At 65.6% G+C, this 25464-nt stretch carries 24 protein-coding genes; 14 read left to right on the forward strand and 10 right to left on the reverse strand.

What is annotated here, in order from left to right; all coding sequences use genetic code 11:
• Window positions 1–176 precede the first annotated feature (176 nt).
• The 5 genes from KHC24_RS04120 to KHC24_RS04140 all read left to right on the forward strand — a co-directional run bounded on the left by KHC24_RS04120 (window position 177) and on the right by KHC24_RS04140 (window position 5023).
• A complete protein-coding gene (locus KHC24_RS04120; RefSeq protein ID WP_246546220.1) occupies window positions 177–1193 on the forward strand; it encodes a UDP-glucuronic acid decarboxylase family protein in 1017 nt (338 codons plus the stop codon).
• Complete coding sequence (locus KHC24_RS04125; protein WP_213359583.1) at window positions 1190–1342, forward strand: hypothetical protein; 153 nt, start codon at window positions 1190–1192, stop codon at window positions 1340–1342. The genes KHC24_RS04120 and KHC24_RS04125 overlap by 4 nt, the downstream gene beginning before the upstream one ends.
• A 53-nt stretch (window positions 1343–1395) precedes the next feature.
• On the forward strand, window positions 1396–3285 hold the full coding sequence (locus tag KHC24_RS04130) for a glycosyltransferase (RefSeq protein WP_246546221.1): 1890 nt from the start codon (window positions 1396–1398) through the stop codon (window positions 3283–3285).
• 165 nt (window positions 3286–3450) lie between these two features.
• Entirely contained in the window at window positions 3451–4377 is a 927-nt protein-coding gene (locus KHC24_RS04135; RefSeq protein ID WP_213359585.1) for a glycoside hydrolase family 26 protein, read from the forward strand.
• A 112-nt stretch (window positions 4378–4489) separates the two neighbouring features.
• Window positions 4490–5023, forward strand: a complete 534-nt coding sequence (locus KHC24_RS04140) for a DUF995 domain-containing protein (protein ID WP_213359587.1) — start codon at window positions 4490–4492, stop codon at window positions 5021–5023.
• A 162-nt stretch (window positions 5024–5185) separates the two neighbouring features.
• Here the strand turns inward: KHC24_RS04140 and KHC24_RS04145 are convergent, their stop codons facing one another.
• The 3 genes from KHC24_RS04145 to KHC24_RS04155 all read right to left on the reverse strand — a co-directional run bounded on the left by KHC24_RS04145 (window position 5186) and on the right by KHC24_RS04155 (window position 7038).
• Window positions 5186–5485, reverse strand: a complete 300-nt coding sequence (locus KHC24_RS04145; protein ID WP_213359590.1) for a hypothetical protein — start codon at window positions 5483–5485, stop codon at window positions 5186–5188.
• A gap of 156 nt (window positions 5486–5641) precedes the next feature.
• Window positions 5642–5968 carry a DUF2934 domain-containing protein gene (locus tag KHC24_RS04150; protein ID WP_213359592.1) on the reverse strand — a complete coding sequence of 109 codons (327 nt, stop codon included), beginning with the start codon at window positions 5966–5968 and terminating at the stop codon, window positions 5642–5644.
• 167 nt (window positions 5969–6135) lie between these two features.
• Entirely contained in the window at window positions 6136–7038 is a 903-nt protein-coding gene (locus KHC24_RS04155; RefSeq protein ID WP_213359594.1) for a LysR family transcriptional regulator, read from the reverse strand.
• Between the two features lie 147 nt (window positions 7039–7185).
• On the opposite strand from KHC24_RS04155, the gene KHC24_RS04160 reads away from it, so the two are divergent.
• Genes KHC24_RS04160 through KHC24_RS04180 form a run of 5 tightly spaced genes read left to right on the forward strand, consistent with a single transcriptional unit; the run spans window position 7186 to window position 11887 of the window.
• Window positions 7186–8160: a Bug family tripartite tricarboxylate transporter substrate binding protein gene (locus KHC24_RS04160; protein ID WP_213359596.1), complete on the forward strand. Its 975-nt coding sequence runs from the start codon at window positions 7186–7188 to the stop codon at window positions 8158–8160.
• Between the two features lie 6 nt (window positions 8161–8166).
• On the forward strand, window positions 8167–8625 hold the full coding sequence (locus KHC24_RS04165) for a tripartite tricarboxylate transporter TctB family protein (RefSeq protein ID WP_213359597.1): 459 nt from the start codon (window positions 8167–8169) through the stop codon (window positions 8623–8625).
• A gap of 16 nt (window positions 8626–8641) precedes the next feature.
• Window positions 8642–10141, forward strand: coding sequence for a tripartite tricarboxylate transporter permease (locus KHC24_RS04170; RefSeq protein ID WP_213359598.1), 1500 nt, complete (start codon window positions 8642–8644; stop codon window positions 10139–10141).
• 54 nt (window positions 10142–10195) lie between these two features.
• A complete protein-coding gene (locus tag KHC24_RS04175; protein WP_213359599.1) occupies window positions 10196–10960 on the forward strand; it encodes an HpcH/HpaI aldolase family protein in 765 nt (254 codons plus the stop codon).
• Window positions 10961–10996: 36 nt separating this feature from the next.
• On the forward strand, window positions 10997–11887 hold the full coding sequence (locus tag KHC24_RS04180; protein ID WP_213359601.1) for a 2-hydroxy-3-oxopropionate reductase: 891 nt from the start codon (window positions 10997–10999) through the stop codon (window positions 11885–11887).
• Window positions 11888–11959: 72 nt separating this feature from the next.
• On the opposite strand, the gene fghA is transcribed toward KHC24_RS04180, so the two are convergent.
• From fghA to KHC24_RS04210, 6 genes are all read right to left on the reverse strand, one after another.
• Entirely contained in the window at window positions 11960–12796 is an 837-nt protein-coding gene (gene fghA / locus KHC24_RS04185) for an S-formylglutathione hydrolase (protein WP_213361107.1), read from the reverse strand.
• 11 nt (window positions 12797–12807) lie between these two features.
• On the reverse strand, window positions 12808–13935 hold the full coding sequence (locus KHC24_RS04190) for an S-(hydroxymethyl)glutathione dehydrogenase/class III alcohol dehydrogenase (RefSeq protein ID WP_213359603.1): 1128 nt from the start codon (window positions 13933–13935) through the stop codon (window positions 12808–12810).
• 180 nt (window positions 13936–14115) lie between these two features.
• Complete coding sequence (locus tag KHC24_RS04195; RefSeq protein ID WP_213359605.1) at window positions 14116–15300, reverse strand: amino acid ABC transporter permease; 1185 nt, start codon at window positions 15298–15300, stop codon at window positions 14116–14118.
• Between the two features lie 3 nt (window positions 15301–15303).
• A complete protein-coding gene (locus tag KHC24_RS04200; protein WP_213359607.1) occupies window positions 15304–16410 on the reverse strand; it encodes an amino acid ABC transporter permease in 1107 nt (368 codons plus the stop codon).
• 51 nt (window positions 16411–16461) lie between these two features.
• Window positions 16462–17508 (reverse strand): amino acid ABC transporter substrate-binding protein, encoded by a 1047-nt coding sequence (locus KHC24_RS04205; protein ID WP_271180650.1) that lies wholly within the window; start codon window positions 17506–17508, stop codon window positions 16462–16464.
• A 96-nt stretch (window positions 17509–17604) separates the two neighbouring features.
• Entirely contained in the window at window positions 17605–18546 is a 942-nt protein-coding gene (locus tag KHC24_RS04210; RefSeq protein ID WP_213359609.1) for an aminotransferase class IV, read from the reverse strand.
• Window positions 18547–18919: 373 nt separating this feature from the next.
• Between KHC24_RS04210 and KHC24_RS04215 the strand changes: the two genes are divergently transcribed.
• From KHC24_RS04215 to KHC24_RS04225, 3 genes are all read left to right on the forward strand, one after another.
• Window positions 18920–19630 carry a GntR family transcriptional regulator gene (locus tag KHC24_RS04215; protein WP_213359612.1) on the forward strand — a complete coding sequence of 237 codons (711 nt, stop codon included), beginning with the start codon at window positions 18920–18922 and terminating at the stop codon, window positions 19628–19630.
• A 176-nt stretch (window positions 19631–19806) separates the two neighbouring features.
• Complete coding sequence (locus KHC24_RS04220) at window positions 19807–21186, forward strand: aminotransferase family protein (RefSeq protein ID WP_213359614.1); 1380 nt, start codon at window positions 19807–19809, stop codon at window positions 21184–21186.
• 69 nt (window positions 21187–21255) lie between these two features.
• A complete protein-coding gene (locus KHC24_RS04225; protein WP_213359616.1) occupies window positions 21256–22116 on the forward strand; it encodes a DMT family transporter in 861 nt (286 codons plus the stop codon).
• Window positions 22117–22122: 6 nt separating this feature from the next.
• Here the strand turns inward: KHC24_RS04225 and KHC24_RS04230 are convergent, their stop codons facing one another.
• Complete coding sequence (locus KHC24_RS04230) at window positions 22123–23064, reverse strand: helix-turn-helix transcriptional regulator (protein WP_213359618.1); 942 nt, start codon at window positions 23062–23064, stop codon at window positions 22123–22125.
• A 321-nt stretch (window positions 23065–23385) separates the two neighbouring features.
• On the opposite strand from KHC24_RS04230, the gene KHC24_RS04235 reads away from it, so the two are divergent.
• Entirely contained in the window at window positions 23386–25458 is a 2073-nt protein-coding gene (locus KHC24_RS04235; RefSeq protein WP_213359620.1) for a hydantoinase/oxoprolinase family protein, read from the forward strand.
• The last annotated feature ends 6 nt before the right edge of the window (window positions 25459–25464 follow it).

A 25464-nucleotide genomic window follows, 5' to 3' on the forward strand; every position in this document is an offset into this window, starting at 1 on the left:
ATCAGGCTTATCAGGCAAATGGCATAGCTGGGCATTCTCTGGTCCGAATGGACGGGGAGGCTCCCGTTGATGCAGCCGAGCCGCTGATATCGCTCCACATTTCCCACCATCGTCTCCCACCATCGACGATTCATCATCAATGCGAGATCGAAGGTTCTGCATCCATGCAAAGAGCGATGACGCATATCCACATGAGCCGTGACGCTGCCGCTCCCCGACGGAGTCCTCGAGTCCTGGTGACAGGCGGGGCGGGATTTGTCGGCTCCCATCTGTGCGACCGGCTGCTCGAACGGGGAGCCCATGTTGTTTGCCTCGACAACTTTTCGACAGGCAGGCGGCAAAACATCGAGCATCTGATCGGGAAACCCCGATTTTCGCTCCTGCTGCACGATGTCGTGGAGCCGATCTCCATCCCCATCGACGTCGACGAAATCTACAATCTTGCCTGCCCGGCCTCACCGCCGGCCTATGCGGCCGAACCGATCCACACCACCATGACCAGTGTAGTCGGGGCGCTGAACCTTCTTGAGCTGGCGACGGAGCAGAACGCCAAGATTCTCCAGGCCTCGACATCCGAGGTCTATGGCGATCCCGAGGTCAGCCCACAACCTGAATCCTATCGGGGACATGTCGACCCGACCGGGCCGCGCGCCTGCTATGACGAAGGCAAGCGCTGCGCGGAAAGCCTCTTCTTCGACCATGAGCGTGTGCTGGGAACGCGGATCAAGATCGCCCGCATTTTCAATACCTATGGTCCGCGCATGAGCATCGACGACGGGCGTGTCACTTCCAATCTGATCGTGCAGGCGCTGTCCGGCACGGACATGACGGTCTATGGCGATGGCTCGCAAACACGCTCCTTCTGCTATGTCGACGAGACGGTGGAGGCGCTCATTCGCCTGATGGCGACGCCCGACGGTGTCGATGGGCCGGTCAATATCGGCAATCCGGACGAGCGCACCATCAACGACTTCGCGGCCATCGTGCGCCGCATGACCGGTTCGCAATCGCAGGTCATCTACCGTCCGTTGCCGGTCCACGATCCGCGCCGGCGCTGCCCCGACATTGGCGAGGCGGTGCGCCTGCTCGACTGGATACCGAATGTCGGCCTGGAGGAGGGGCTGGCGCGCACCATCAGCTATTTCCGTGCCGAGCTGGTCCGCATGCCCGCCGTGCAGGAGGTGATGGCATGAGTGCAGCCGAGGTGCGCGTCGCCGGTGGTATCGGCCTGGTCGGCAGCCTCAACAAGGTGCTGACGGCCAGCGGTTTCCTGCCCGTAAATGTCGAACATATGTCGCGGGCGAAACCGGCGATCCGTTCCCACGCGTGGAGGCCGCAATGACACGCGATCCACGCCTGCTTTTCGCAGCAGCGGACGACCGCCCCGGCGAGTTTATGGATCGGCGCATCTATAACCGTCCCTGCGCGGGGCTCATGCCGCTTCTCGCCCGCGGGCAACGCGTCGAACTTCTGCTCGCGATCGCCGCCTGGACGAGCGCCTTTCTGTTCTTCTGGCTCTGGTGGTTCGATCCGGCGCATATCGATGGTGTCTGGCGCTTCGTCTTCGCCAGCCTGCCTTTCGCCTGGCTCACCCTGATGCCCATCTACTTCTTCAGCGTCTTCATCGGGAGCCGGAAGCCGGCGGGGACCACTCTGCTGCCCGCCGGCACCAGGGTGGCGATGGTGGTGACCAAGGCACCGTCCGAACCTTTCGAGGTGGTGGCGCAGACCCTCGAAGCCATGTTGGCCCAGCCTTATCCGCACGACACCTGGCTTGCCGACGAAGACCCGTCCGATGAGACGCTGGCCTGGTGCGCGGAGCATGGCGTCCGGGTGTCCACCCGCAAGGGCGTCGCGGCCTATCAGAGGCAGGACTGGCCGCGTCGGGTGCGCTGCAAGGAGGGCAATCTCGCCTATTTCTACGATCACTTCGGCTACGAGTTGTACGACTTCGTCGTGCAGATGGACGCCGATCATGTGCCGACCCCACACTATCTCGAGCGTATGCTGGCGCCGTTCGGCAATCAGCGCATCGGCTACGTCTCCGCACCCAGCATCTGCAACAGGAATGCCCGCCAGAGCTGGGCGGCGCGCGCGCGCCTCTACGCCGAGGCCTCGATGCACGGCCCGCTGCAAGCCGGCTACACCGGCGGCTGGGCACCACTGTGCATCGGTTCGCACTATGCGGTCCGTACCGAAGCGCTCAAGGAGATTGGCGGCCTCGGCCCGGAACTCGCCGAGGATCACTCGACTACCCTGATGATGAATGCGCGCGGCTGGCGCGGCGTCCATGCCATCGACGCGATCGCCCATGGCGACGGGCCGCGCACCTTTGCCGATCTCGCGACGCAGGAATTCCAGTGGTCGCGCAGCCTCGTCACCATCCTCCTGCGCTATTCGCCCGAACTGGTGCCGATGTTGCCGGCACGCCTGCGCTTCCAGTTCCTGTTCTGCCAGTTCTGGTATCCGCTCTATTCCGGCATCTGGGCGTTCCTGTTCCTGATGCCGGTGGTGGCGCTGGCCACCGGAGAGCATTTCGCCAACGTCACCTATCTCGATTTCGCCGTGCATTACGTGCCGATGTCGGTGGTGCTGCTGTTCATGATCTATCGCTGGCGCGCCAGTGGCTGGCTGCGCCCGGTGGATTCCCGGCTGTTGAGCTGGGAGGAGATCCTGTTCGTGCTGGCGAAGTGGCCGTGGTCGCTGCTCGGCACGCTCTACGCGCTGCGCGACTGGGCAACCGGTTCTTTTGTCGATTTCCGCGTGACGCCGAAGGGCAAGGTCGGGGTCGATCCGGTGCCGCTGCGCGTGCTCGCGCCCTATGCGGTGATTTCCGCCGGCTCGGCAGCGGCGCCGCTCGTCTTCGGCAATGCCGGCTCGGCGAGCGGCTTCTATATCTTCGCCATCTTCAACGCACTGCTCTACGCGGTCCTGATCGTTGTCATCCTCGTCCGTCATGGCATTGAAAATCCGATCCGCCGCCGCGCGGGCTTGCGCGGTGCCGCCCATGCCGGGCTCGCTGTCGGCCTGATGACCTTGCCACTTGCCGCAGCGGTGCAGCGCGGGCCGGAAGGGCTCGGAGCCCTCGCCTGGGGCGCGATGCCGATTTCCTACACACGTACCGTCTTCTCCGCGGCAGGCGCCGGCATGGGCCGGGGCGCCTTCAGGCTCATCTTCATTCCACCCTGGATCGAGAAAGATGCGGGTCCTTCCACGCCGGCGGCCACAGTGAAAGACGCGCCCAAGCGGCAGAGGAACGGGCGAGCATCAGGGAGGCCAAAATGAAAATTGTGGCTTTCGAAATGCGGCAGGTGGGGCTGGTCGCCAGCGTTTGCCTTGCCGACACGGGAATTCGGTCACTTGCGTCGATGCCGATGCAGCCGCGGTCGAACGACGAAGAACGGACCAAAGCCCGATCTTCGTCGAAGTGAACCAGGAGGAGGCAGGAAGATGAGGACATGGTCCAAGGAAATGTACCTGGCCGTACTGTGCGGGGGGGCGGCGCTGGTGCTGACCACCGCCCTGGTGATGCCAGGCGTGACGCAGTCGACGCTGCAATTCGCGTCGCCAACCGATCAGGTGAAGTATGGCATCTACGATCCAGATGGCGTCTTCGCCGGCGATACCAGCGTGCGCATCGAGCATATCTACATTCCATGGCGCGATGCCGATCTGAATTCGCTGACGAAAGCGGACGGCTACGCCCGCCGGCATGGCCGCGACCTGTTGATATCGGTCGAGCCATGGTCCTGGTCGCCGGGAGCTACCCCCCCGGCCGACCAGCTGCTCAGCGGCATTTTGGCGGGTGCCTATGATGGATCCGCCAGTGCAATCTGCGCCGCATCCGACAGTCTCCAGAGCCCGGTGACCATACGCTGGGCACATGAGATGGACCTGCACAATGGTCGCTTCCCGTGGTCGAGCTGGTCGCCGCAGGGTTATGTCGCCGCCTACCGCCACTTCGTCACGGAATGCCGGAAACAGGCTCCCCGCGCCCGGTTCATGTGGTCACCGCGCGGCGAGGACGGTCTCGCCGCCTATTATCCGGGAGACGGCTATGTCGACGAGATCGGCCTCACCGTGCTCGATCTCCAGCAATACGACATGGATCGCTACGGGCACGCGCGCAGCTTCGAGGAGGCATTGCGGCCCGCCTATGACCGCGTTGCCGGCTACGGCAAGCCCATAGTGGTGGCCGAACTCGGCTTCAGCGGCGATCAGGCATTCACCGAGAAGTGGAGCCACGACACGCGCATCATCGGCGACAAGTTCCCGAAGCTCGTCGCCGTCATCTACTTCAACGAGGTCGATCCGTTCGCCTGGCCCGCCCCCTATGGCCGGCCCGACTGGCGGTTGCAGCGTGGCCTCGTGAACTGAAACCGCCGCGGCGGCAGCCCTCGAACTGAGATCGCCGCGGCAGCAGCCCGTTAATTGAGACCGCCGCGGCGGCAGCCGCGGCCGGCGCCTTCCAACAATCAGGAGGTTCATCATGATGAAATCCATCCCGGCCATCACTGTCGTCGCCGCGCTGGCGATATTTGCTCCGGCGGCATACGCCCAGGCGCCGGCCCCTCAGGCCGCCATAAAGCCAAACCCGACCGGCGTTCCCAAGACCAGCAGCATCAACAGCCTCTATGCCGGCAAGAGCTGGATGTGGTCGGACGGGGCCGCGTATTTCTCGCCGGATAGGAAATTCGTGGCGTGGTCTGGTTCGGGCAAGAACATGGCCTATGTGCAGGGAACATGGTGGGTGTCGCCCACCGGCTGGGTCTGCTTCCAGGGACTGTGGCATGCCAACGGTCCGTCGGGACGGAACTCGACCTGCTTCTCGCATCGTATGGGACCCGACCAGGTCATGTATCAGCGCAAGGAACCCGGCGGTGAGTGGTACGTGTTCAAGCATGCGCAGCCTGTGGCCGGAGATGAGTACGCCAAGTTCAAGAATGGCGACTTTGCCACTGCCGGGGCGACCAGGGCCAAGCAGGAGTTGAAGGCGTTGAAGGCGCTCAGCTCAAGCAACTGATGTCGCCGCGGCGGAGCGGTTCATGGCGGCGAGTGAACGGCGCCGTCATCCCACCAACGAGCGTGCGGGTCACGATCCCGCATCGATCATCGTCCGGCACGCCAGACGGCGGGCCGGTGGCGCCGATCGGACCATGAGGACCGAAAGGCGCGGAATCTCGGATTATTCGGCCGGGCCGGAGCGAGTGCCGTCTCGTGTCCGCCCGACGCCGGCGGCGATGGCGGCATAGTCGAGCGCCGATCCGTCGCGCTCCATCGAGCGTCGCAGGAAGCGTATCGGGAAGCGGATGGCCTCTCGGTTGGCCTCGCTCATGCCCGGCGCGCGTGACGAGATGCCCGCTTCGGCGCAACTGAGCGCCTGGACAATCTCATCGCCGGTCAAGACCCCCTTGCGCTGGAGCACTTCGCACAAGGCGGCCAGGGCGAGCAGCGTGCCTTCCATCTGCAGATTGGCGGTATTCATGCCGGTTCCTCCTCGTCGTTTCCTGGGACGCATGGCCACCGGCGGATACACGCCTCGATCCACGCCATCAGCCGCATAAACTAGGGCGGCGGATGGCGCAGAGCCAACTCTTTCCCTTGGGCGCGCGGCACCTCGCAACTAGGCTTCGGCGGCGGTTCAGTCCTCCAGCCTCGCCCCGTCGAGCCCGCTCATCGCGCCCTTGCGATCGGCTGCCGGCGAACGCTTGCCTCGCCGCTTGGGAGGAACTTCGAGGGCGCGGCGGATGGTGCCGATCTCACTGACCGGCTCGTGCTCCTGGCTTTCCATCGCGACATTAGGATCCACCTCGGGGCGAGGGGAGGCCGCGGCCGCATTCGCCGCATCCTCGGCGGCGATGAGTTTCTCGGCCTCGAACCAATAATGCTCGGTCCGGTCAAAGGGGCAGCCATCCGCTTCCCAAAGCCGGTACGCTCGCTCACGGATGCGGTCCTCGCGTTCGTCCATCGTTACCTCCTGTCCTGACTGCTAGCGTAACGTCTATGGGAGGGCGGCCGTTCCGGCGGCAGGGCGGAATGGACCGCGGGTAGCGTGTTTGCCTCGATAGACCATGAACGCGCCACCGACGGCATCTGGAAGCGGCGAGGATTCCGGTGGGCCACCCGATCGCTGCCTCAAGCGGGAGGGATCGCGTCGGCGAGATGGTCGAGCGTCCGGCACAGGGTGGCGATGGCCGGATTGGCGTTGGTCGGCCGCCAGACCGCGTGCAGTTCGACGGTGGCGGGAGCGTGGAGCGCCAGCGGACGCAGGACCACACCCTCGAAGCGCAGGTTGCGGGCGGCGCGCGGCACCAGGGCGAGCCCGATGCCCGCCTTCACCAGGCCGAGGATGGAATGCACCTGGCTGATGTGCTGGGCATAGTGGGGCGTGATCGCCGCCGAGGCGAACAGCGTCGCGACGAGGTCATAGAAATAGCGCGCCTCATAGGGCGAGTAGGTCACCATCGCCTGTCTTTCGAGGTCCGCGAGCTTGACCTCCGCCGCGGTGGCAAGCGGGTGATCCTCCGGCGCCGCGAGCAGCAGCGGCTCGCGCACCACGCAGAACGATTGAAGCTCCCGCCGGTTGAAGGTGGGCCGCACCAGCCCGACGTCGATCCGTCCGGCGGTAAGCGACTCGAACTGGTCGGTCGAGACCATCTCCTTGAGCACCAGGTCGATATCCGGCGCCTCGGCGCGGAACGCCTTGATGAGGCGCGGCAGGAATTCGTAGCCCGAGGCGGCAGTGAAGCCGAGGGTGAGGGCGCCGGCCTCGCCGCTGGCGGTGCGCCGCGCCGCCAATGCCGCGCCTTCGGCGAGGCGCAGCAGCCGGCGCGCCTCGGGCAGGAAGTTGTGGCCGGCCCGTGTCAGCGCCACCGAGCGGCTGGTGCGCTCGAGCAGGCGCACGCCGAGCGCGTGCTCGAGCAACTGGATCTGCCGACTGAGCGGTGGCTGGGTGAGATTGAGGCGCACGGCTGCGCGGCCGAAATGGAGTTCTTCGGCGACGGCAACAAAGCAGCGGAGATGGCTAAGCTCGAACATCGATCCAAAAATGGCATCAATCGATGCCAAGAACAATTCATTGTGGCATCGAACGTAACCTAGATTGCTGAATGGAGGTTCACCTTAGCCTCCCAACGATCCAAGAGGCGCAACGACGCCCTTCGCCCCTTTTTGGAGGAAACGCCAATGAGCCTTCGTCTTTTCAAGGCGGCTGCCGCCGCTCTCGCTCTCACTGCACTCGCGCCTTCGCTGGCGTCCGCCCAGTCGTTCGACCGTCCGGTCCGCATCGTGGTGCCCTTCGCGCCCGGTGGCACCTCGGATATTCTTGCCCGCCTCATCGCGCCAAAGCTCTCCGAGGCCGTCGGCCAGCCGGTGGTGGTCGAGAACAAGCCCGGCGCCGCCGGCAATATCGGCGCCGATGCCGTCGCCAAGGCGCGGCCGGATGGCCACACGCTGTTGCTGATGGATATCGGTTCGCTCGCCGTTGCGCCGAGCCTGTTCCCCGACCTCTCCTATAATGTCGAGAACGATCTCGCCCCGGTCGGCATGGTGATGTTCGGTCCCTATGTGATGGCGGTGAATCCCTCGGTGCCGGCCAAGACCATTCCCGAACTCGTCGCCTATGCCAAGGCCAATCCCGGCAAGCTGGCGGTCGCCAATTCCGGCGTCGGCGCGCTCAACCACATCACCGCAGTAGCGCTCGCCCGCCATCTCGGCATCGAGTGGAAGAACGTGCCCTATAAGGGCGGCGCCGCCGCCTCGCGCGCCGTGGTGTCCGACGAGAGCAACGTCATCATCAACGGCGCCACCGCAACGCTGCCCTTCGTCACCAACAAGCAGCTGGTCGGCATCGCGGTAACCGGTGACGAGCGGCTCGCCTCGCTTCCCGATGTCCAGACCTTCAAGGAAGCCAAGCTGCCGCTGAGCGACGCCGGCACCTGGCAGGGCCTGCTGGCCACCGGCAAGACCCCGCCGGAGGTTGTTGCGCGCCTCAATGCCGAGCTTAACAAGATCCTGGCGCTGCCGGAGATCAAGGAGAAGGTCGCCGAGCAGGGCGGTTCGGTGCGTCCCGGTACGCCGGAGGCGGTGAAGACCTGGCTCACCACCAATATCAAGAACTGGGGCGACATCGTGCGCGCCGCCGACATCAAGACCAACTGATCTCGGATGCGCAGCGTGACCGGACGTCGGTTCGACTGGCCGGACCTTTTGTTCGGCCTCTTCCTCATCGCGGTGGCGGCGGGCACCTTCGCCGCCACCTGGCGGCTTGCCGGTGGCACCGCGGCGGATATGGGGCCGGGCTACATGCCGCGCGCCATCGCGCTGGCGCTGCTCGGCTTCGGCCTGTTCTTCACCGGGCGAGGCCTGGTGCGTTCCTATGCCGGCATCGAGCGGGTGCAATTGCGGCCGATCCTCGGTGTCGGTGCCTCGGTCGGGGTGTTCGCGCTGCTGATCGAGAGCGCGGGCCTGGCGGCGGCCGCTTTTGCCGCCATCGTCATCGCGGCGGTTGCCAGCCGCGAGAGCCGTTTCTTCGAAGTCATCCTGTTCGGTCTGTTCGTCACCGCCGCTGCGGTCCTTCTCTTCGTGAAGGCGCTCGCTTTGCCGGTGGCGATCTGGCCCTGGTGAGCAGCGCAGGCACGCCATGGAACTGTTCGACAACCTCCTTCTCGGCCTGTCCACGGCCCTGCAACTGAACAACCTTGTCTACTGCCTGATCGGTGTGGTCATCGGCACCGCCATCGGCGTGCTGCCGGGGATCGGGCCGATCCCGACCGTGGCGCTGCTGCTGCCCTTCACCTTCGGGCTGGAGCCGGCCTCGGCACTGATCATGCTCGCGGGCATCTTCTATGGCGCGCAATATGGCGGCTCGACCACGGCGATCCTGGTCAACGTGCCGGGCGAAACATCTTCGGTCGTTACCTGCCTCGACGGCCATGAGATGGCCAAGCAGGGCCGCGCCGGCCCGGCGCTCGCCATCGCCGCCATTTCCTCCTTCTTCGCCGGCACGGTGGCGACGGTGGTGATCGCGGTGCTCAGCCTGCCGCTGGCGGCGCTCGCCCTGAAGTTCACCGCCGTCGAATATTTCAGCCTGCTGGTTCTCGGCCTGTTCGCGGCGGTGATCCTCGCGCATGGCTCGGTGGCGAAGTCGCTGGCCATGGTGTTCCTCGGCCTGCTCATCGGCACCGTCGGCATCGATGTGAACTCGGGTATCGCCCGCATGACCTTCGGCGTTCCGGCGCTGGCGGACGGGCTCGACTTCGTGCCGGTGGCGATGGGGATGTTCGGCCTTGCCGAGATCATCGCCAATCTGGAGCGGCCGGAAGTCCGGCAGGTGGTGAGCCAGAAGCTGCGCGATCTCATTCCCTCGCGCGCCGACCTAAAGGCGGCATTTCCCGCCATGCTGCGCGGCACCTTCATCGGCTCTGCGCTCGGTGTGCTGCCGGGCGGCGGCGCGGCGCTGCCGCCCTTCACCGCCTATGCGCTGGAGAAAAAGCTGGCCAAGGACCCCTCGCGCTTCGGCAAGGGCGCCATCGAGGGCGTCGCCGGCCCGGAGGCCGCCAACAATGCAGGCGCGCAGACCAGCTTCATCCCTCTGCTGACGCTGGGCATTCCCGCCAATGCCTTGATGGCGCTGATGATCGGCGCGTTGATGATGCAGGGCATCCAGCCCGGCCCGCAGGTGATGACCGAGCAGCCGGAACTGGTCTGGGGCGTGATCGCCTCTATGTGGACCGGCAACCTCATGCTGCTGATCATCAACCTGCCGCTGGTCGGGCTGTGGGTGTCGATGCTGAAGATCCCCTACCGGCTGCTGTTCCCGGCCATCGTGCTGTTCTGCTGCATCGGCACCTACGGCATCTCCAACAGCGCCTTCAATGTCTGGCTGATGCTGGGCTGCGCGGTGGTCGGCTACTTCTTCATCAAGGTCGGCGTCGAGCCGGCGCCGCTGCTGCTCGGCCTCGTGCTGGGGCCGCAGCTGGAGGAGAATTTCCGCCGCGCCATGCAGCTCTCCGACGGCGACCCGTCGGTGTTCCTCACCCGGCCGATCAGCGCCGTGCTGCTGGGCGTGGTCGCGGTGATGCTGCTCGCCATGCTGTCCCCCGCCGTGCTGAAGACCCGCAAGCAGGCACTCGCCGAATAGCGCCCGCTTCGCCCCCATCCGTCGTATTGCACGTATTTCCGAAAGGACCTTCCCGTGGACCTGCCCGTCAATCCCTTCAAGCGCGCCATCATGGCCGGCCAGCAGCAGATCGGTTTCTGGAACTCGATGGCGAGCCCGACCGCCACCGAGATCCTGGCCGGCTCCGGCTTCGACTGGCTGCTGCTCGACGCCGAGCACGCGCCCAACGACGTGCCGGGCATCATGGCGCAGCTGCAGGCGATGGCTGGCGACACCACCCATCCGATCGTCCGCATTCCGGTGAACGATCCCATCGTCATGAAACGCTATCTCGACATCGGCACACAGAGCTTCCTCGTGCCGATGGTCGAGACGGTGGAGCAGGCGCAGGCAGTGGTGGCGGCGACCCGCTTCGCGCCGGACGGGGTGCGCGGCTTCGCCGGCGCCTCGCGGGCGACGCGCTTCGGCCGGGTGAAGAACTACCATCACCGTGCGCATGAGGAACTGTGCCTGCTGGTGCAGATCGAGACGCAGCAGGCGCTCGACAATCTGGAGGCCATCGCCGCCGTGCCGGGCATTGACGGGCTGTTCGTCGGGCCGGGCGATCTCTCCGCCGATCTCGGCTATCTCGGCGATCAGGGCAACCCGGTCATCGTCGAGCTGATCGAGAAGACGATCCACCGCATCGTCGCCACCGGCAAGCCGGCCGGCATCCTCACCGGCGACGAGACACTGGCGCGCCGCTACATGGCGGCCGGCTGCGTCTATACGGCGGTCGGTATCGACACCGGCCTGCTCGCGCGTTCCACCGAGGCGATCGCAAAGAAGTTCAAGGCGTAAGCGTCGCTTATTTCAGAACGACATGAGGATTTGACGATGGCGAATGTAGGATTTGTCGGTCTTGGGATCATGGGCCACCCGATGGCCGGACACCTGATCGACGCCGGCCACACGCTGTATCTCTACGACATCAAGCCGGTTCCGGCCGAACTGACCGGCAAGGGCGGCATCGCCTGCGCCAACGCCACCGAGGTGGCGAAGAATACCGACATCATCATCACCATGGTGCCGGATACCCCGCATGTCGGCGCGGCGCTGTTCGGCGAGGGCGGCATCGCCGCCGGGCTGACCCCGGGCAAGATCGTCGTCGACATGTCGTCGATCGCCCCGGTGGAGACCAAGGAATACGCCAGGAAGATCAATGAACTCGGCTGCGACTATCTCGACGCCCCGGTGTCGGGCGGCGAGGTCGGCGCCAAGGCGGCGTCGCTGACCATCATGGTCGGCGGTCCGGAGGCGGCCTTCGAGACGGTGAAGCCGCTGTTCGAGAAGATGGGCAAGAACATCACCCTGGTCGGCGGCAATGGCGACGGCCAGACCACCAAGGTGGCCAACCAGATCATCGTGGCTTTGAACATCCTCGCAGTGTCGGAAGCGCTGCTGTTCGCCTCCAAGGCCGGCGCCGACCCGGCCAAGGTGCGCCAGGCACTGATGGGCGGGTTTGCCAATTCGCGCATCCTGGAAGTGCATGGCGAGCGGATCGTCAAGCGGACCTTCGCGCCCGGCTTCCGCATCGAGCTGCACCAGAAGGACCTGAACCTGGCGCTGAACGGCGCGCGTCAGCTGCAGATGGCGCTGCCGGCGACGGCGGTGGCGCAGCAGCTGTTCAGCGCGGTGGCGGCACAGGGCGGTGCGGCGCTCGATCACTCGGCGCTGGTCAAGGCGCTGGAACTGCTCGCCGGCCACACCGTCGCACCGGATGCGTGAGGGTCATAATCGCCGGCGGCGGGGAACCGCTGCCGGCGATCTCGTCCTTTGTTTCCAGAGACTGAGCCGCTTCTACAGGCCGAGGCGCTTGGCGTGCCAGGCGATGTGGTCGGCCATGAAGGTGGAGATGAAGTAGTAGGAGTGGTCGTAGCCATCGCGCAGGTTCAGCGTGAGGGGAATGCCGGCGGCCTTGCAGGCATCGGCCAGCAGTTCCGGGCGCAAGCCGGTCTTCAGGAACGGGTCGGCGGCACCTTGGTCGACCAGGAATTCGGGGAAACGCTTGCCGTCCTCGATCAGCGCCACGGCGTCATAGGTACGCCAGGCGATCTCGTCCGCTCCGAGATATTTTTCGAGGGCCGGCCGCGACCAGTCTGCCGTTGACGACTGCACGATCGGCGCGAAGGCCGAGCAGCTCGCGAAACGATCCGGATGCTTGAGCGCGATGGTGAGCGCGCCGTGACCGCCCATGGAATGGCCGAAGATCCCCTGCCGCTTCATGTCGGCGGGGAATTCCGCCGCGATCAGCGCCGTCAGCTCGTCGACGATGTAGGAATACATCCGGTAGTTGGCGGCATAGGGCTCGCGCGTCGCGTCGAGATAGAAGCCGGCGCCGGAGCCGAACTGCCAATTGTCCGGCTCGTCCGGCATCTCCTCGCCACGCGGGCTGGTATCGGGAGCCACGATGATGACGCCGTGACGGGCGGCGGCGGCGCGATACTCGCCCTTTTCCATCACATTCGCATGGGTGCAGGTGAGGCCGGACAGATACCACAGCACCGGCACCGGGCCGCTCGACGCCTGCGGCGGCACGAAGACGGCGAAGGTCATCGGCGTGCCGGTGACCTTCGACGCGTGCCGGTAGACACCCTGCACGCCGCCATGCGACTTCGCCTTGGAGACGGTCTCCATCGCCGTGCTCATCAATAGATCACCACCGAGCGGATCGACTTGCCCTCGTGCATCAGGTCGAAGGCGGTGTTGATCTCGTCGAGCGGCATGGTGTGGGTGATCAGGTCGTCGATGTTGATCTTGCCCTCCATGTACCAGTCGACGATCTTCGGCACGTCGGTACGCCCGCGCGCGCCGCCGAAGGCTGAGCCGCGCCAGTTGCGTCCGGTGACCAGTTGGAACGGTCGGGTGGAGATTTCCGCCCCCGCCGGCGCCACGCCGATGACGATCGAGGTGCCCCAGCCGCGATGGCAGGCCTCCAGCGCCTGGCGCATGACGTTGACGTTGCCGGTGCAGTCGAAGGTGAAGTCGGCGCCGCCATCGGTCAGGCTCTGGATCGCCGCGACCACATGGTCGTTGCCGACCTCCTTCGGGTTGATGAAGTCGGTCATGCCGAACTTCCTGGCCATCTCGACCTTGGCCGGATTGATGTCGACGCCGATGATCTTGTCGGCGCCGACCATGCGGGCACCCTGGATCACGTTCAGCCCGATGCCGCCAAGGCCGAACACCACGACGTTGGCGCCCGGCCACACCTTGCCGGTGTAGACCACCGCGCCGATGCCGGTGGTGACGCCGCAGCCGATGTAGCAGATCTTGTCGAAGGGGGCGTCCTCGCGCACCTTCGCCAGCGCGATCTCCGGCAGCACGGTGAAGTTCGAGAAGGTCGAGCAGCCCATATAGTGGAAGATCTCGCCGCCTTGGCCGCCCACTCGCTCGCAGGAGAAGCGTGATGTGCGGTCGGGCATCAGGCCCTGGCCCTGGGTGGCGCGGATCGAGGTGCACAGGTTGGAGCGCTGCGACAGGCAGGTTTTGCACTGCCGGCATTCCGGCGTGTAGAGCGGGATGACGTGGTCGCCAACCTTCAGCGAGGTGACGCCGGCGCCGATCTCGCGCACGATGCCCGCACCCTCATGGCCGAGGATCGCCGGGAACTTGCCCTCCGAATCAAGGCCGTCGAGCGTGTAGGCGTCGGTGTGGCAGACGCCGGTGGCCATGATTTCGACCAGCACCTCGCCGGGCTTCGGTCCGCCGATCTCGATGGTCTCGATGGTCAGGGGCTTCTTGGCTTCCCAGGCGACGGCGGCGCGAGACTTCATGGAGCGGCTTCTTTCTCTTCTCGATGGCAAGGCGAAGGGTGTCGTAGCCGCCATTGATAGGGGATGTCGCCGCGGTCATCCATCCCCCACGCGCTGGCCGCCCACATGCCGGAGGTGCGCCATGTGAGCGCGGGCATTGTGCGCATCCCGGGGCGCCATCTGAAGGCCGAAGCGTTGCGCTCAGTGGCTGGCGCTACGGATCCGTCGCTCGATCCTGAGGCTGAGCAGCGACATCGCATAGCAGCAGACGAAGAAGATCAACGCGGCGAAGACGTAGCCCTCGCGGCCAAGGCCAAGCCAGTTCGGATCCTTGATCGACTGGCCGACGACGCCGAGCAGATCGAACAGGCCGATGATCGATACCAGCGTGGTGTCCTTGAACAGGTCGATCACCGTATTGACGATGCCCGGCACCACCAGCCGGAACGCCTGCGGCAGCACGATCAGCCGGTGCGCACCCCAGAAGCCCAGCCCGATTGCCGCCGCGGCTTCGTACTGTCCCTTGGGTATGCCCTGCAGCCCGGCGCGGATGATCTCGGCGAAATAGGCGGCGACGAACAGCGACAGGCCGATGATCGCCCGTACCAGCCGGTCGAAGGTGACGCCTTCCGGCAGGAACATGGGCAGCATCACCATTGCCATAAACAGCACGGTGAGCAGCGGCACGCCGCGCAGCATCTCGATGAAGGCGGTGCAGCTCCAGCGGATCACCGGCAGCTGCGAGCGCCGCCCCAGGGCCAGCACCACGCCGAGCGGCAGCGCCAGCACGACGGTGGCGAAGGTGAGGATGATGTTCAGCGACAACCCACCCCACTGGTCGGTCGGCACGAAGGGCAGGCCGAGCACGCCGCCGACCAGCAGCAGGGCGGCAACCGCCGGGCACAGTGTGACCAGCAGCATCACCGACAAGGTGCGATGGGGATTGCGCGGCCACAGCGCCAATGCCGCGAAGCCGGCGAGGATGAGCAGCGCCAGGTCGACCCGCCAGCGCTCGGCCGGCGTGTAGCGGCCATAGACGAACTGCTCCAGCCGGTCGGCGATGAAGGCCCAGCAGGCGCCGGCGCCGCAGACGCTTCGGTTGGGCCCCTCGAACACGGCGTCGAGAAACGCCCAGCGAAAGATGGGCGGCAGGGCCAGCCCCAGCAAGAGCAGGGTGAGCACGGTAAGCGTGCCCATCAGCGGCGAACTGAACAGGTTGGCGCGCAGCCAGCGGCGCATTCTCTCCGTGGTCGTGGCGCCGCTCCCGAACGCCTTGCCCGTCGCGGGCCTTCTCGCCACCGGCTTGGCCGCGGTGTCGCTGCCCGCCCCGACGATGGGCGCGCCGTCCATGATTGCGGTGCCATCTCCGGCGATTTTCTCGGTCATGGCTCAGCGCTCTTTCAGGGCGACGCGCTCGTTCAGCTGCGCAAGGGCGGCGGAGGCGGCGAGGTTGATGATCAGGAACACGCCCATCACGATCACCATCACTTCGATGGCGCGGCCGGACTGGTTCAGCACCGTGCCGGCGAAGATCTGCACGATCTCCGGATAGGCGATGGCGGCGCCGAGCGAGGAGCTCTTGATCAGGTTGAGATACTGGTTGGTCATTTGCGGGATCATCAGCCGCAATGCCTGCGGCAGCACCACCAGGCGCAGGGTCAGCCATGGCTTGAGCCCGAGGCTGTGCGCCGCCTCGACCTGGCCCTTGCCGATGGTCTCCACCGACGCCCGTACGATCTCGGCGATGAAGGCGGCGGTATAGAGCGACAGGCCGGCCCACAGCGCCACCAGCTCCGGCGGCAGCACCATGCCGCCGACGAAGTTGAAGCCCTTCAGCGCCGGCAGGCTCCAGCCATCGATGCTGAGGACGAGGGCAAGGAGCAGCAGCGGCGGGGCCAGCCAGAAGAGGCCGCTCCGGCGCGACTCGGGCGCGAGGTAGCGGCGGGCGAGCGGCACCAGTGCGAGGCTGGCGAAGAAGGCGATGATGAGGGCGCTGCTCCAGGGGCCACCGACCGGCGCCGGCAGGAACAGGCCGCGTATGTTGAGAAAGGCAACATCGCCGAAGGGCAGGCTCTGCCGCGCCAGTGGCAGCAATTGCAGCACACCGACATACCAGAACACGATCTGCAGCAACTGCGGCGTGTTGCGGACCAGCTCGATGATGGCGCCCGAGACGGTGGAGAGCAGCCAGTTGCGCGACAGGCGCAGCACCCCGAGACCGAGGCCGAGCACCGTTGCGGTGATCACGCCCAGCGCCGAGACCAGGAGCGTGTTGGCAAAAGCGGTCACCAGCGCCAGGAAGTAGGTGTCGGTGGGCGCGAAGGACAGGATCTGGAACGGCATGCTGAAGCCGGCGACGCTTCCGAGGAAGCCGAAGTCGAGCTCCATGCTGCGGCGGGCGAGGTTGCTGGCGGCGTTCTGCGCGAACCAGCCGATGACGAGGCCCCCGATGAGGAGAGCCACGCCCTGCAGCAGCAGGGCGTGGGGGGCTTTCATCGGCCAGAGCGAAGAACCGCCTTTAAGCGACTTTCCGGCCATACGCGGATCTCAACGGAACGGCAGCGGGTAGTGCAGGCCGCCCTGGTTCCACAGATTGTTGATGCCGCGCGGCAGGCCGAGCCCCTTGGGGCCGAACGAGGCGTCGTAGATCTGGCCGTAATTGCCCACCGCCTTGATGGCGCGAGCGAAGGCCTCGTTGTCGAGCCCGAGCTTCTTGCCGAAGTCGCCTTCAAGGCCGAGCAGACGACGCACGAAGGGGTCGTTCGAGCCCTTCTTCTCGTCGACATTTTCCTTGGTGATGCCGAATTCCTCGGCGGTCTTCAGCCCCGCATCGACCCAGAAAACGATATCGGACCAGCGATAGTCGCCGTCGCGGGTGTGAATGCCGAGCGGCTCCTTGGAGATCACCTCCGGCAGGATCATCCAGTCGTCGGGCACCTTCATCGTCGAGCGGGCGGCCGCGAGCGAGCCGGTGTCGTCGGAATAGCCGTCGCAGCGTCCGCTTTCCGCCGCGGCGAAGGCCTCTTCCGACTTCTCGAACAGCAGCGAGTTGATCGTGGTGCCCTTGGAGCGGGCGAAGTCGGCGATGTTCAGCTCCAGCGTCGCGCCGGTGAGCATGCACATGGTGGCGCCGTTGAGCTCGGCGGCCGAGTTCACGCCGAGGCTCTTGCGCACCATGAAGCCCTGGCCGGCATAGAAATTCACCGCCACCTCGGTGAGGCCGAGATCGATGTCGCGGGCGAAGGTGAGGGTGGAATCGCGCACCAGCACGTCAATCTCGCCGGATTGCAGCACGGTGAAACGCACCTTGGCGGTGGTGCCGACATATTTCACCTTTGCGGGATCGCCCAGCACCGCTGCCGCCAGCGCCTTGCAATAATCGACGTCGAAGCCTTTCCAGGCGCCGCTGGCATCCTGGAAAGCGAAGCCGGGAATGCCGGCATCGACGCCGCAATTCAGCTCGCCGCGCTTCTTGATGGCCTCGACCGTAGGGCCGGGGGCTGGGATGCTCTGGGCCATCGCGGAGGTGCTGATGAGCACGCCTCCGGCAAGCAATGCCATGGTCTTGAGAAGAGTACGGCGGGCTTTCGTCACGGCGGCAATCCTCTGGAAGGTTGGAAAGGTCTTGTTTCTTGGAAAATTTGCTTGGAAGGCTTCGAGGTGTTCTCGTTCTGGAAGAGGCTTCGAAGCTCAGACGGTCGTGTAGTCGACCGGCTCGCCATGCCAGCCCTGCTTGCGCTTTTCCCAATAGGTCTCACGCAGCTTCTGGGTCAGCGGGCCAGGGCGGTCATTGTTGAGGATGCGCCCGTCGAGGCGGCTCACGCCGATCGGTCCGCCGGCGGTGGAGGAAACCAGGATCTCGTCGGCGTCGCGCAATTCCTCGACGCTGACGTCACGCACTTCGCAGGGCAGGCCGAGCTCGGCGCACAGCTCGATCACCGACAGCCGGGTGATGCCGCCGAGCACGTTGCGGTCCGGTGTGGCGACCACACCATTGGTAATGCAGAAGACATTGTAGCCCGGCCCTTCGGTGACGTTGCCGGCGGCATCGAGCAGGATCGGGTTGTCGGCGCCCTGTTCGTCCGCCTCGAACAGCGCCGCGGTCATGTCGGCCCAGTGGAAATTCTTCGCCCGCGCATTGACCGAGGATTCCGGAATGCGCGGCGTCGAGGCTATGACCATGTGGGCGCCGCGCTCGATGATTTCCGGCTTCATCAGCCAGATGAAGGGGATGGCGTAGGCAATGAGATAAGGGCGGGCGTTCTTCGGGTGATACTGGGTGCCCGGCGCCGGGCGCCCGCGGACACAGTCCATCGCGACATAGGCCTCGCGCAGGCCGGCGAGCGCCACCAGCTTGTGCAGGATGGCGCGGATGTCGTCGTCGCTTTCCGCCGGCACCAGCCGCGAGAACTCCATCGAGGCGCGGAAGCGCTTGAGATGGTCGTCGATGCGGAAGAAGGAACCGTCCCAGACGCTGACCACGTCATAGACAACGTCCGAACGGCGATAGCCCCAGTCGGTGACCGGGATACGGGCTTCGCTCAGCGGCATGTAGACGCCATCGACATAGGCGGCGCCGGCGGCGAAGGCGGACGTGTCGGAGGCCATTGGGGACGGGATCGGGAGGTTCATGTCGCGGTCCGTTTTGCACGAGTGTTGACGTCGCCCGACCCGGCGCCACGCAATATCGCGGGCACCGTCGCCAGAAGGCGGCAGAGGAAAAACACGGGTGTTGTGGTGCAGTCCCTATGTGATCACAGGGTGACGAGACGAACTATACGGGTGCTCAAAACGGTGTCAATTACTGCGCATGAACATAAAATATGCGATGATGGATGCAAAGCTGGGCAAGCATCTCCTTTGCCACGTTGGTGTCGATGTCGCTGGATATCGGTGTGTGATCACATTGCCTCTGCGACAGGACGTCGATCATTCCGTCAATAAAATCCGTGATATAGGCAGCATCGATTGAGTGAAGCGCGGCTTGGTTCGGGGCGGGGATGTCATGACGGAACCGGATGCAGGCAAGGCGTCCCACACGCTTTCCGGGCAGATCGCCGACGCCTTGCGCCAGCGCCTGCTGATGGGCGAGTTCCTGCCGGGGGCGAAGGTGTCGCTACGCTCGCTGGCCGCAGGCTTCGGCACCAGCATGCAGCCGGTGCGCGATGCTGTTTCCTCGCTTGTCGCCGAGGACGCGCTGGAGATCACGCCGACGCGGGTCATTCAGGTTCCCGAGCTCAGCCGGCAGAACTGCGACGATATTTTCCGCATGCGCGTGCTCATCGAGGGCGATGCGGCGGCATTGTTCGTGCGGCGTGCGAGCGAGCAGGAATTTGCCGAACTGCAAGCGCTATCGGAGGCGGTGCGGCCGGCGCAACTCGGCATGGCCTTCACCGATCATATGCGCGCACATATCCAGGGCTTCAACGATTGGTCGTTCTTCGTCGGAGACCGCTGTGGCTCGCCGCTGATGATGACGCTGATCCACCGCCTGCGCGTGCGCATGGCGCCGGTGGTGGCGCTCGCCCTGTGTCGCGATGCCGACGAGGACTATTCCTTCCTCGAATTCTCCACTCACATCATGATGGAAATGGCCTGGGTGGCCCGCTCGCGCGACGGCGAGCGCATGCGCGACCTGCGCCGCTCCGACATTCTTACCTATCAGCGCTATCTCTACCGACGACTCGGCTGGACGCTGGATGGGCGCCTCTCCTAGTTCGCTTCTTTCGTGATCACAGGTGCCGTTAGAGGGTGCAGTCCGCGTGTCGGAAGGTGGGGTCCAGCCTGTTTTTACGCTGACGAATACTGACAACGACATTCTCTCTTGACCGCCGTCTCGCCGCGCCGCTAGCCTTGTCTCAACTGTGATCACACAAAGCGAGAGGCGCGACGATGAACGTCCTGGCGCGGGGCACCAACCACCCCGGCAATCTGGCCCTGCTGCCGTTCTCCAACTTGCAGAAGCTGCGCGAGGAGCGCCCGCTGATGTTCGTGCGGGGCCAGGGCATCTACACTTTCGACGAGCAGGGCAAGGACTATATCGAGGCGGTCTCGACCTTCTATTGCGTCAATCTCGGCTTCAGCGACGAGGAGCTCATCGAGGCGGCGGTGCAGCAGCTGCGCGCCCTGCCGATGTATCCCTCGGGCATCCACCGCACCGTGCCGGTGGTGATGGAGCTCGCCGAGCGGCTGGCGGCGGTGGCGCCGGTGCGCGGCGGCCATGTGATGTTCGCCACCACCGGCTCGGAGGCCAACGACCAGCTGGTGAAGTTCACCTGGTATGCGAACCGGGTTGCCGGCGAGCCGAAGCGTCGCAAGATCATCTCGCGTCGTGCCAGCTATCACGGCGGCACCATCGCCACCACCGCGCTGGGTGGCAGCGCGGCGCTGCAGGAGGCGTTCGGCATTCCCACCGGCGACAGCCTGTTCGTCTCGCATCCCACCTGGCCGATCGGTGCGCTGCCGGACGAGACCGAGACCGCCTATACCGACCGTCTCGTCGAGGAACTGCGGCAGACCATCGAGGAGGCCGGCCCGGAGACCGTCGCGGCCTTCATCGCCGAGCCGGTTTCGGTGTCGTCGGGCATGTTTCCGCCGCCGGAGGGCTATTTCGCCAAGATCAAGGCATTACTCGACGGCTATGGCATCCGTCTCTATGCCGACGAGGTCGTCACCGGCTTCGGTCGCACCGGCAAGATGTGGGGCAGCGAGACGCTGGGCATCGAGCCGGACTGCATCAGCTGCGCCAAGGGGCTGTCCGGCGCCTATCAGCCGATCTCGGCGGTGGTGATGTCGGACGATTTCTACAGCCGGCTCGAGGAAGGCGCCAATGCTGCCGGCATCTTCAACCATGGCGGCACTTATGGCGGTCATCCGGTGTCCGCCGCTGTCGCCATCAAGGTCCTCGACATCTATGAGCGGCGCAACATCCTCGGCCATGTGCAATCGGTCATGCCGGTCTGGCAGAAGGCGCTGGCAAGTCTCGAGGATCACCCGCTGGTGACCGCGACCCGCTGCTTCGGCATGGCCGGCGCCGTGCAGATCGCCCCGCCCGGGGAGGGGAAGCCGGCGGCCGCCTCGCCCTCGCTGGCGCCGGGCGGGCTCAGCCAGCAGCTTTACATGGCCGGGCTCGCGGCCGGCGTGGTCGTGCGGCCGCTGCAGGGCTGCGTGGTGCTGTCGCCGCCGCTGATCATTACCGAGGCGGAGATCGGCGAACTTACCCGCCGCCTGCGCCTTGCTCTCGACGCCACCCTCGCCGCCCTGCCGCGCTGACCCGGCGCGCAGGACGCGCCTGCCGAAGCGGGGCGGTCTCTGCCGTCCCGGCTTGGCCGAGTTTCTCATATGTCCCCGATCGACAAGCTCCTGGCGGTGGCGGTGGTCGCCTGCTGGTCCGCCAATCTCGTGCTGGTAAAGCTCGGGGTGGCGGAAATCCCGCCGCTGCTGATGAGCTTGCTGCGGTTCATCCTGGTGGCGGCGCTGCTGGTGCCGTTCCGGCGCATCTCCCGCCGGCATCTGCCGTGGATCATGCTGGTGTCGATCACCTTCGGTGCCATGCATTTCGGACTTCTCTTCATCGCCCTCGGCCTCACCGAGGCCGGCACCAGCGCGGTGCTGGTGCAACTGGGCGCGCCTATGGCCAGCCTGCTGGCCTGCCTCGTGTTCCGCGAGCCGCTCGGCGTGGTGCGGGCAGCGGGGCTTGCCATGACGGTTGGCGGCGTCGTGGTACTGGCCCTCGGGCCGACCTTTCCCGGTCCGCTGGCGCTCGGCCTGCTGATTGCCAGCGCTGTCGGCTGGGCGGTGACCAATCTGGTGGTGAAGATGATGCCGCCGCTGGATGCGATGGCGTTGACCGGCTGGTCGGCGCTGTTCACCATTCCGCAACTGGCGATCGCCACTTTGCTGTTCGAGGACCATTCCTGGACCAGCCTTGCCGGTGTCGGCTGGCACGGCTGGGGAGCGGTGATCTATAGCGCGCTGGTTTCCTCGATAATGGCCTATGGCATCTGGTATCGGCTGCTGGCGCGCAATTCGGTGAATGCCGTCGTGCCCTATTCCATGCTGAATCCGGTATTCGCCATCGGTCTTGGCGCCGTTGTCTTTGGCGAGACGGTGCCGCTGCTGAAGCTGGCGGGCACGTTGCTCATCCTGGCCGGTGTCGTGCTGGTCCTGCTGCCGCGCGGAGTGGTGGCGCGGACGGGGTAGGGTGGCTTAGCCGCGCCGGGTATATTCCAGCGGCGAGATGCCGGTCGCGGCCCGGAAGACGCGGCTGAAATAGGCCGGTTCGGAAAAGCCGACCGCATAGGCGATGGAGGAGATCGAGGCGCGCGTGAGGTCGCGGGTATCGAGCAGCCGGCGCGCTTCCAGAATGCGGCGGCTGCGGATCGCGCCCGACAGCGTCTCGCCGTGGTCGGCGAAGATCTTCTGAAGATAGCGCTCGGATAGCTTCAGCGCGCGCACGACGTCGCCGGCACCGAAATCGGGGTCGCGGAAGCGGGTGTCGATCACCTGCAGCGCGCGCTGGCGATGGGCGAGGCGTACCGCCGTCTCGTCGCAGTTGCGATCGGCGCCCGCAATGACGAGGGCCAGCAGGTCGAGCATGTGCCCGGTAATGCGGTGGCCGATTGCGGGATCGATGGAAATGCCGTGGCTGCAGAAGGAATTGGCGAAATCCAGGAAGAGGCGCACCATGACCTGGTCGCCGAAATCATGCGCCGTCCAATCATTGATGTTGGGCGTGCGCTCGCGCATGGCGGAGCCGGGAAGGCGGAGGCTGTGGAAGGTCGCGGTTCTCGGCTGGTCATAGTCATAGGCTTCCAGCGAGCTGACGAAGGCGAACCGGCCCGGCGCGAGATCGGCATGTCGGCCGCGCTGGCGGAAGGACAGGCCCTCGTCCAGCAGCACCGGCAGGAAGTAGAAATCCTCCGGCTTCCGGGCGATCAGCGGTGCCGTGCGCCGCACATACACCGGATCAGAGTGGTATCTGGCGAGCCGGATGCCGGCGATGTCGACGCTTTGCACCCAGCCCCTCGCGAAGTCCGGGCCTGCGCTGAGGTCGACGGCGTAGAAATATTCGTGCTGAGCCTCGGCCCATGCCTGCCGTCGACGGGCGGGGTGCAGGTGGGCGACGTCGAACCGGCTCACGACAGTCATGGCTTCGTTCACAAGCGGTCATCCCAGTGAAGCAAGCGTGTGCAGGCCGGGGGCGAACTCTAAAACCGGCAGAGGGGGCGGGACAGGCCAAACTTCGCGCAAGACCAAGCCGGCCAATGGGCAAAGCCGCCAGTTGCCGATATTAAGTGTACAAAAAATATGCAGATTTGGCGCCTGCCCTGTATGGGGCGGTTTCGTCCAACTCTTTGTTCGTTCAGCGACAAACGCTTCGGAACCTGCCGGCTAAACTTTCCTCGCTCAGGTTTTCGATGGGAGTTGGAAGCCCAACCCCGTCACCCGCGCCGTGTCGAGGAATGTTTCATGACCTATCGCATCTCCGTCGATACGGGCGGCACCTTCACCGATGTCATCGTCAGCGACGGTACTGGCAGCTTCATCATCGGCAAGGCGCTGACCACGCGCAGCCGCATCTTCCTCGGCATGCGCGACGCCATCGAGTCGGCGGCGCTGCAACTCGGCATACCGCTTGAGACATTGCTGGCCGAGGCCGAGCTGCTGATCTACGGCACCACCCGCGCCACCAATGCCATCGTCACCAAGACGGTGGCGAAGACCGCCTTCGTCACCACGGCCGGCTTTCCCGACACGCTGCTGCTGAAGGAGGGCGGCAAGTTCAACCCGCACGATTTCAGCCAGGATTATCCCGATCCCTATATCGCCCGCCGCCACACTTTCGAGCTGACCGAGCGCGTGGGCGCCGACGGCGCCGCCTCGATCCCGCTTGACGAAGTGCAGGCGCGCGAGGTGATCGCCAAGCTCAAGGCGCGGGCATTCGAGGCGGTGGCGGTGTGCCTCTTGTGGTCCATCGCCAATCCGGCGCATGAGATGCGCTTCGCCGAATTGCTGGACGAATTGCTGCCGGGCGTGCCCTACACGCTCTCGCATCGGCTCGTGCCGGTGGTGCGGGAATATCGCCGCGCGTCGGCCACCGCCATCGATGCCTCGCTGAAGCCGCTTATGCAGGATCACCTGCGCGGGCTGGAGAAGGATCTCAAGGCGGCAGGCTTTGCCGGGCAGGTGCTGGTCAGCACCACCGAAGGCGGCTGCAACCATATCGACGCGCTGGTCGAGAAGCCGATCTATACGGTCGGCTCCGGCCCGGCCATGGCGCCGATCGCCGGGTTGACCTTCTCCACTCTCGAAACGCTCGGCAACGACGTCATCATTTGCGACACCGGCGGCACCACCTTCGACGTCGGGCTGGTGCGCGACGGGCGGCTGACCTTTACCCGAGACACCTGGCTGGGGCCTGCCTATACCGGTGACCTGCTCGGCATCTCCGCCGTCGATATGCGCTCCATCGGTGCCGGCGGCGGGTCGATCGCCTGGATCGACGATGGCGGGCTGATGCGCGTCGGACCGCAATCGGCCGGCGCCGAGCCGGGCCCGGCCTGCTATGGGCGCGGCGGCACGCTGCCGACCGTTTCCGATGCCGCCGTGGTGCTCGGCTATTTCGATCCCGACTATTTCCTCGGTGGCCGGATGAAGCTCGATGTCGAGGCGGCGCAGCGCGCCGTGGCCACGGTGGCGGAGCGCATCGGTCTTTCCGTCGAGGAGACGGCGTTCCGCATCCTCAGCCTCGCCAGCGACCTGATGATGCGCGCCATCGCCGACATCACCGTCAATGAGGGTGTCAATCCGCGCGAGAGCACCATCGTCGCCGGTGGCGGCGCCGCCGGCATCAACATCATGACCATCGCCAAGGAGCTCGGCTGCGAACGGGTGATCCTGCCCAAGGTCGCCTCGGCGCTCTCGGCTTCCGGCATGCAGTTCGCCGATATCGTCGCCGAAGAGACGGCGAGCCTTGTCACGCTGACCAATCGTTTCGATGCCGCCATCGTCAATGAGGTGCTGGCGGGATTGGAGGCCAGGCTGGAGACGTTCCGCGCCACCCTGCCGGGCGCGAAGGGAGACTACCGCATCGATCTGGTGGCCGAGGCCCGCTATCTCGGCCAGGTGTGGGAACTCGACACGTCGTTGCCGGTGCGGCGCTTCGAGAGCGATGGCGATCGCGCCGCGCTCATCGAGGCCTTCCACCAGGTGCATGAGCGCGTCTTCGCCGTGCGCGATCCCGGCAGCCCGGTCGAGGTGGTGAACTGGAAGGCCCGGCTGGTGGTGAACCTCGCCAAGCCGCCGGAACCCGAGGCCGCCGCCGCGCGCCTTGTCGGCGGCGCCCCGACCGGGATGCGCGACTGCTTCTTCGGCGACCGCACGCCGTTGTCCACCGCCATCTACAAGGCCGCCGACGTCGCGCCCGGCCTCGTCATTGCCGGCCCGGCCATCGTCGAGGAGCCGACCACGACGCTTGTCGTCTACCCCGGCATGTCGGCCGAGGTCAGCGCCACCGGCAACTACCTGCTGCGCATCGCTTGAGAGGGG

The sequence above is a fragment of the Ancylobacter defluvii genome (assembly GCF_018390605.1).
Classification (GTDB): domain Bacteria; phylum Pseudomonadota; class Alphaproteobacteria; order Rhizobiales; family Xanthobacteraceae; genus Ancylobacter; species Ancylobacter defluvii.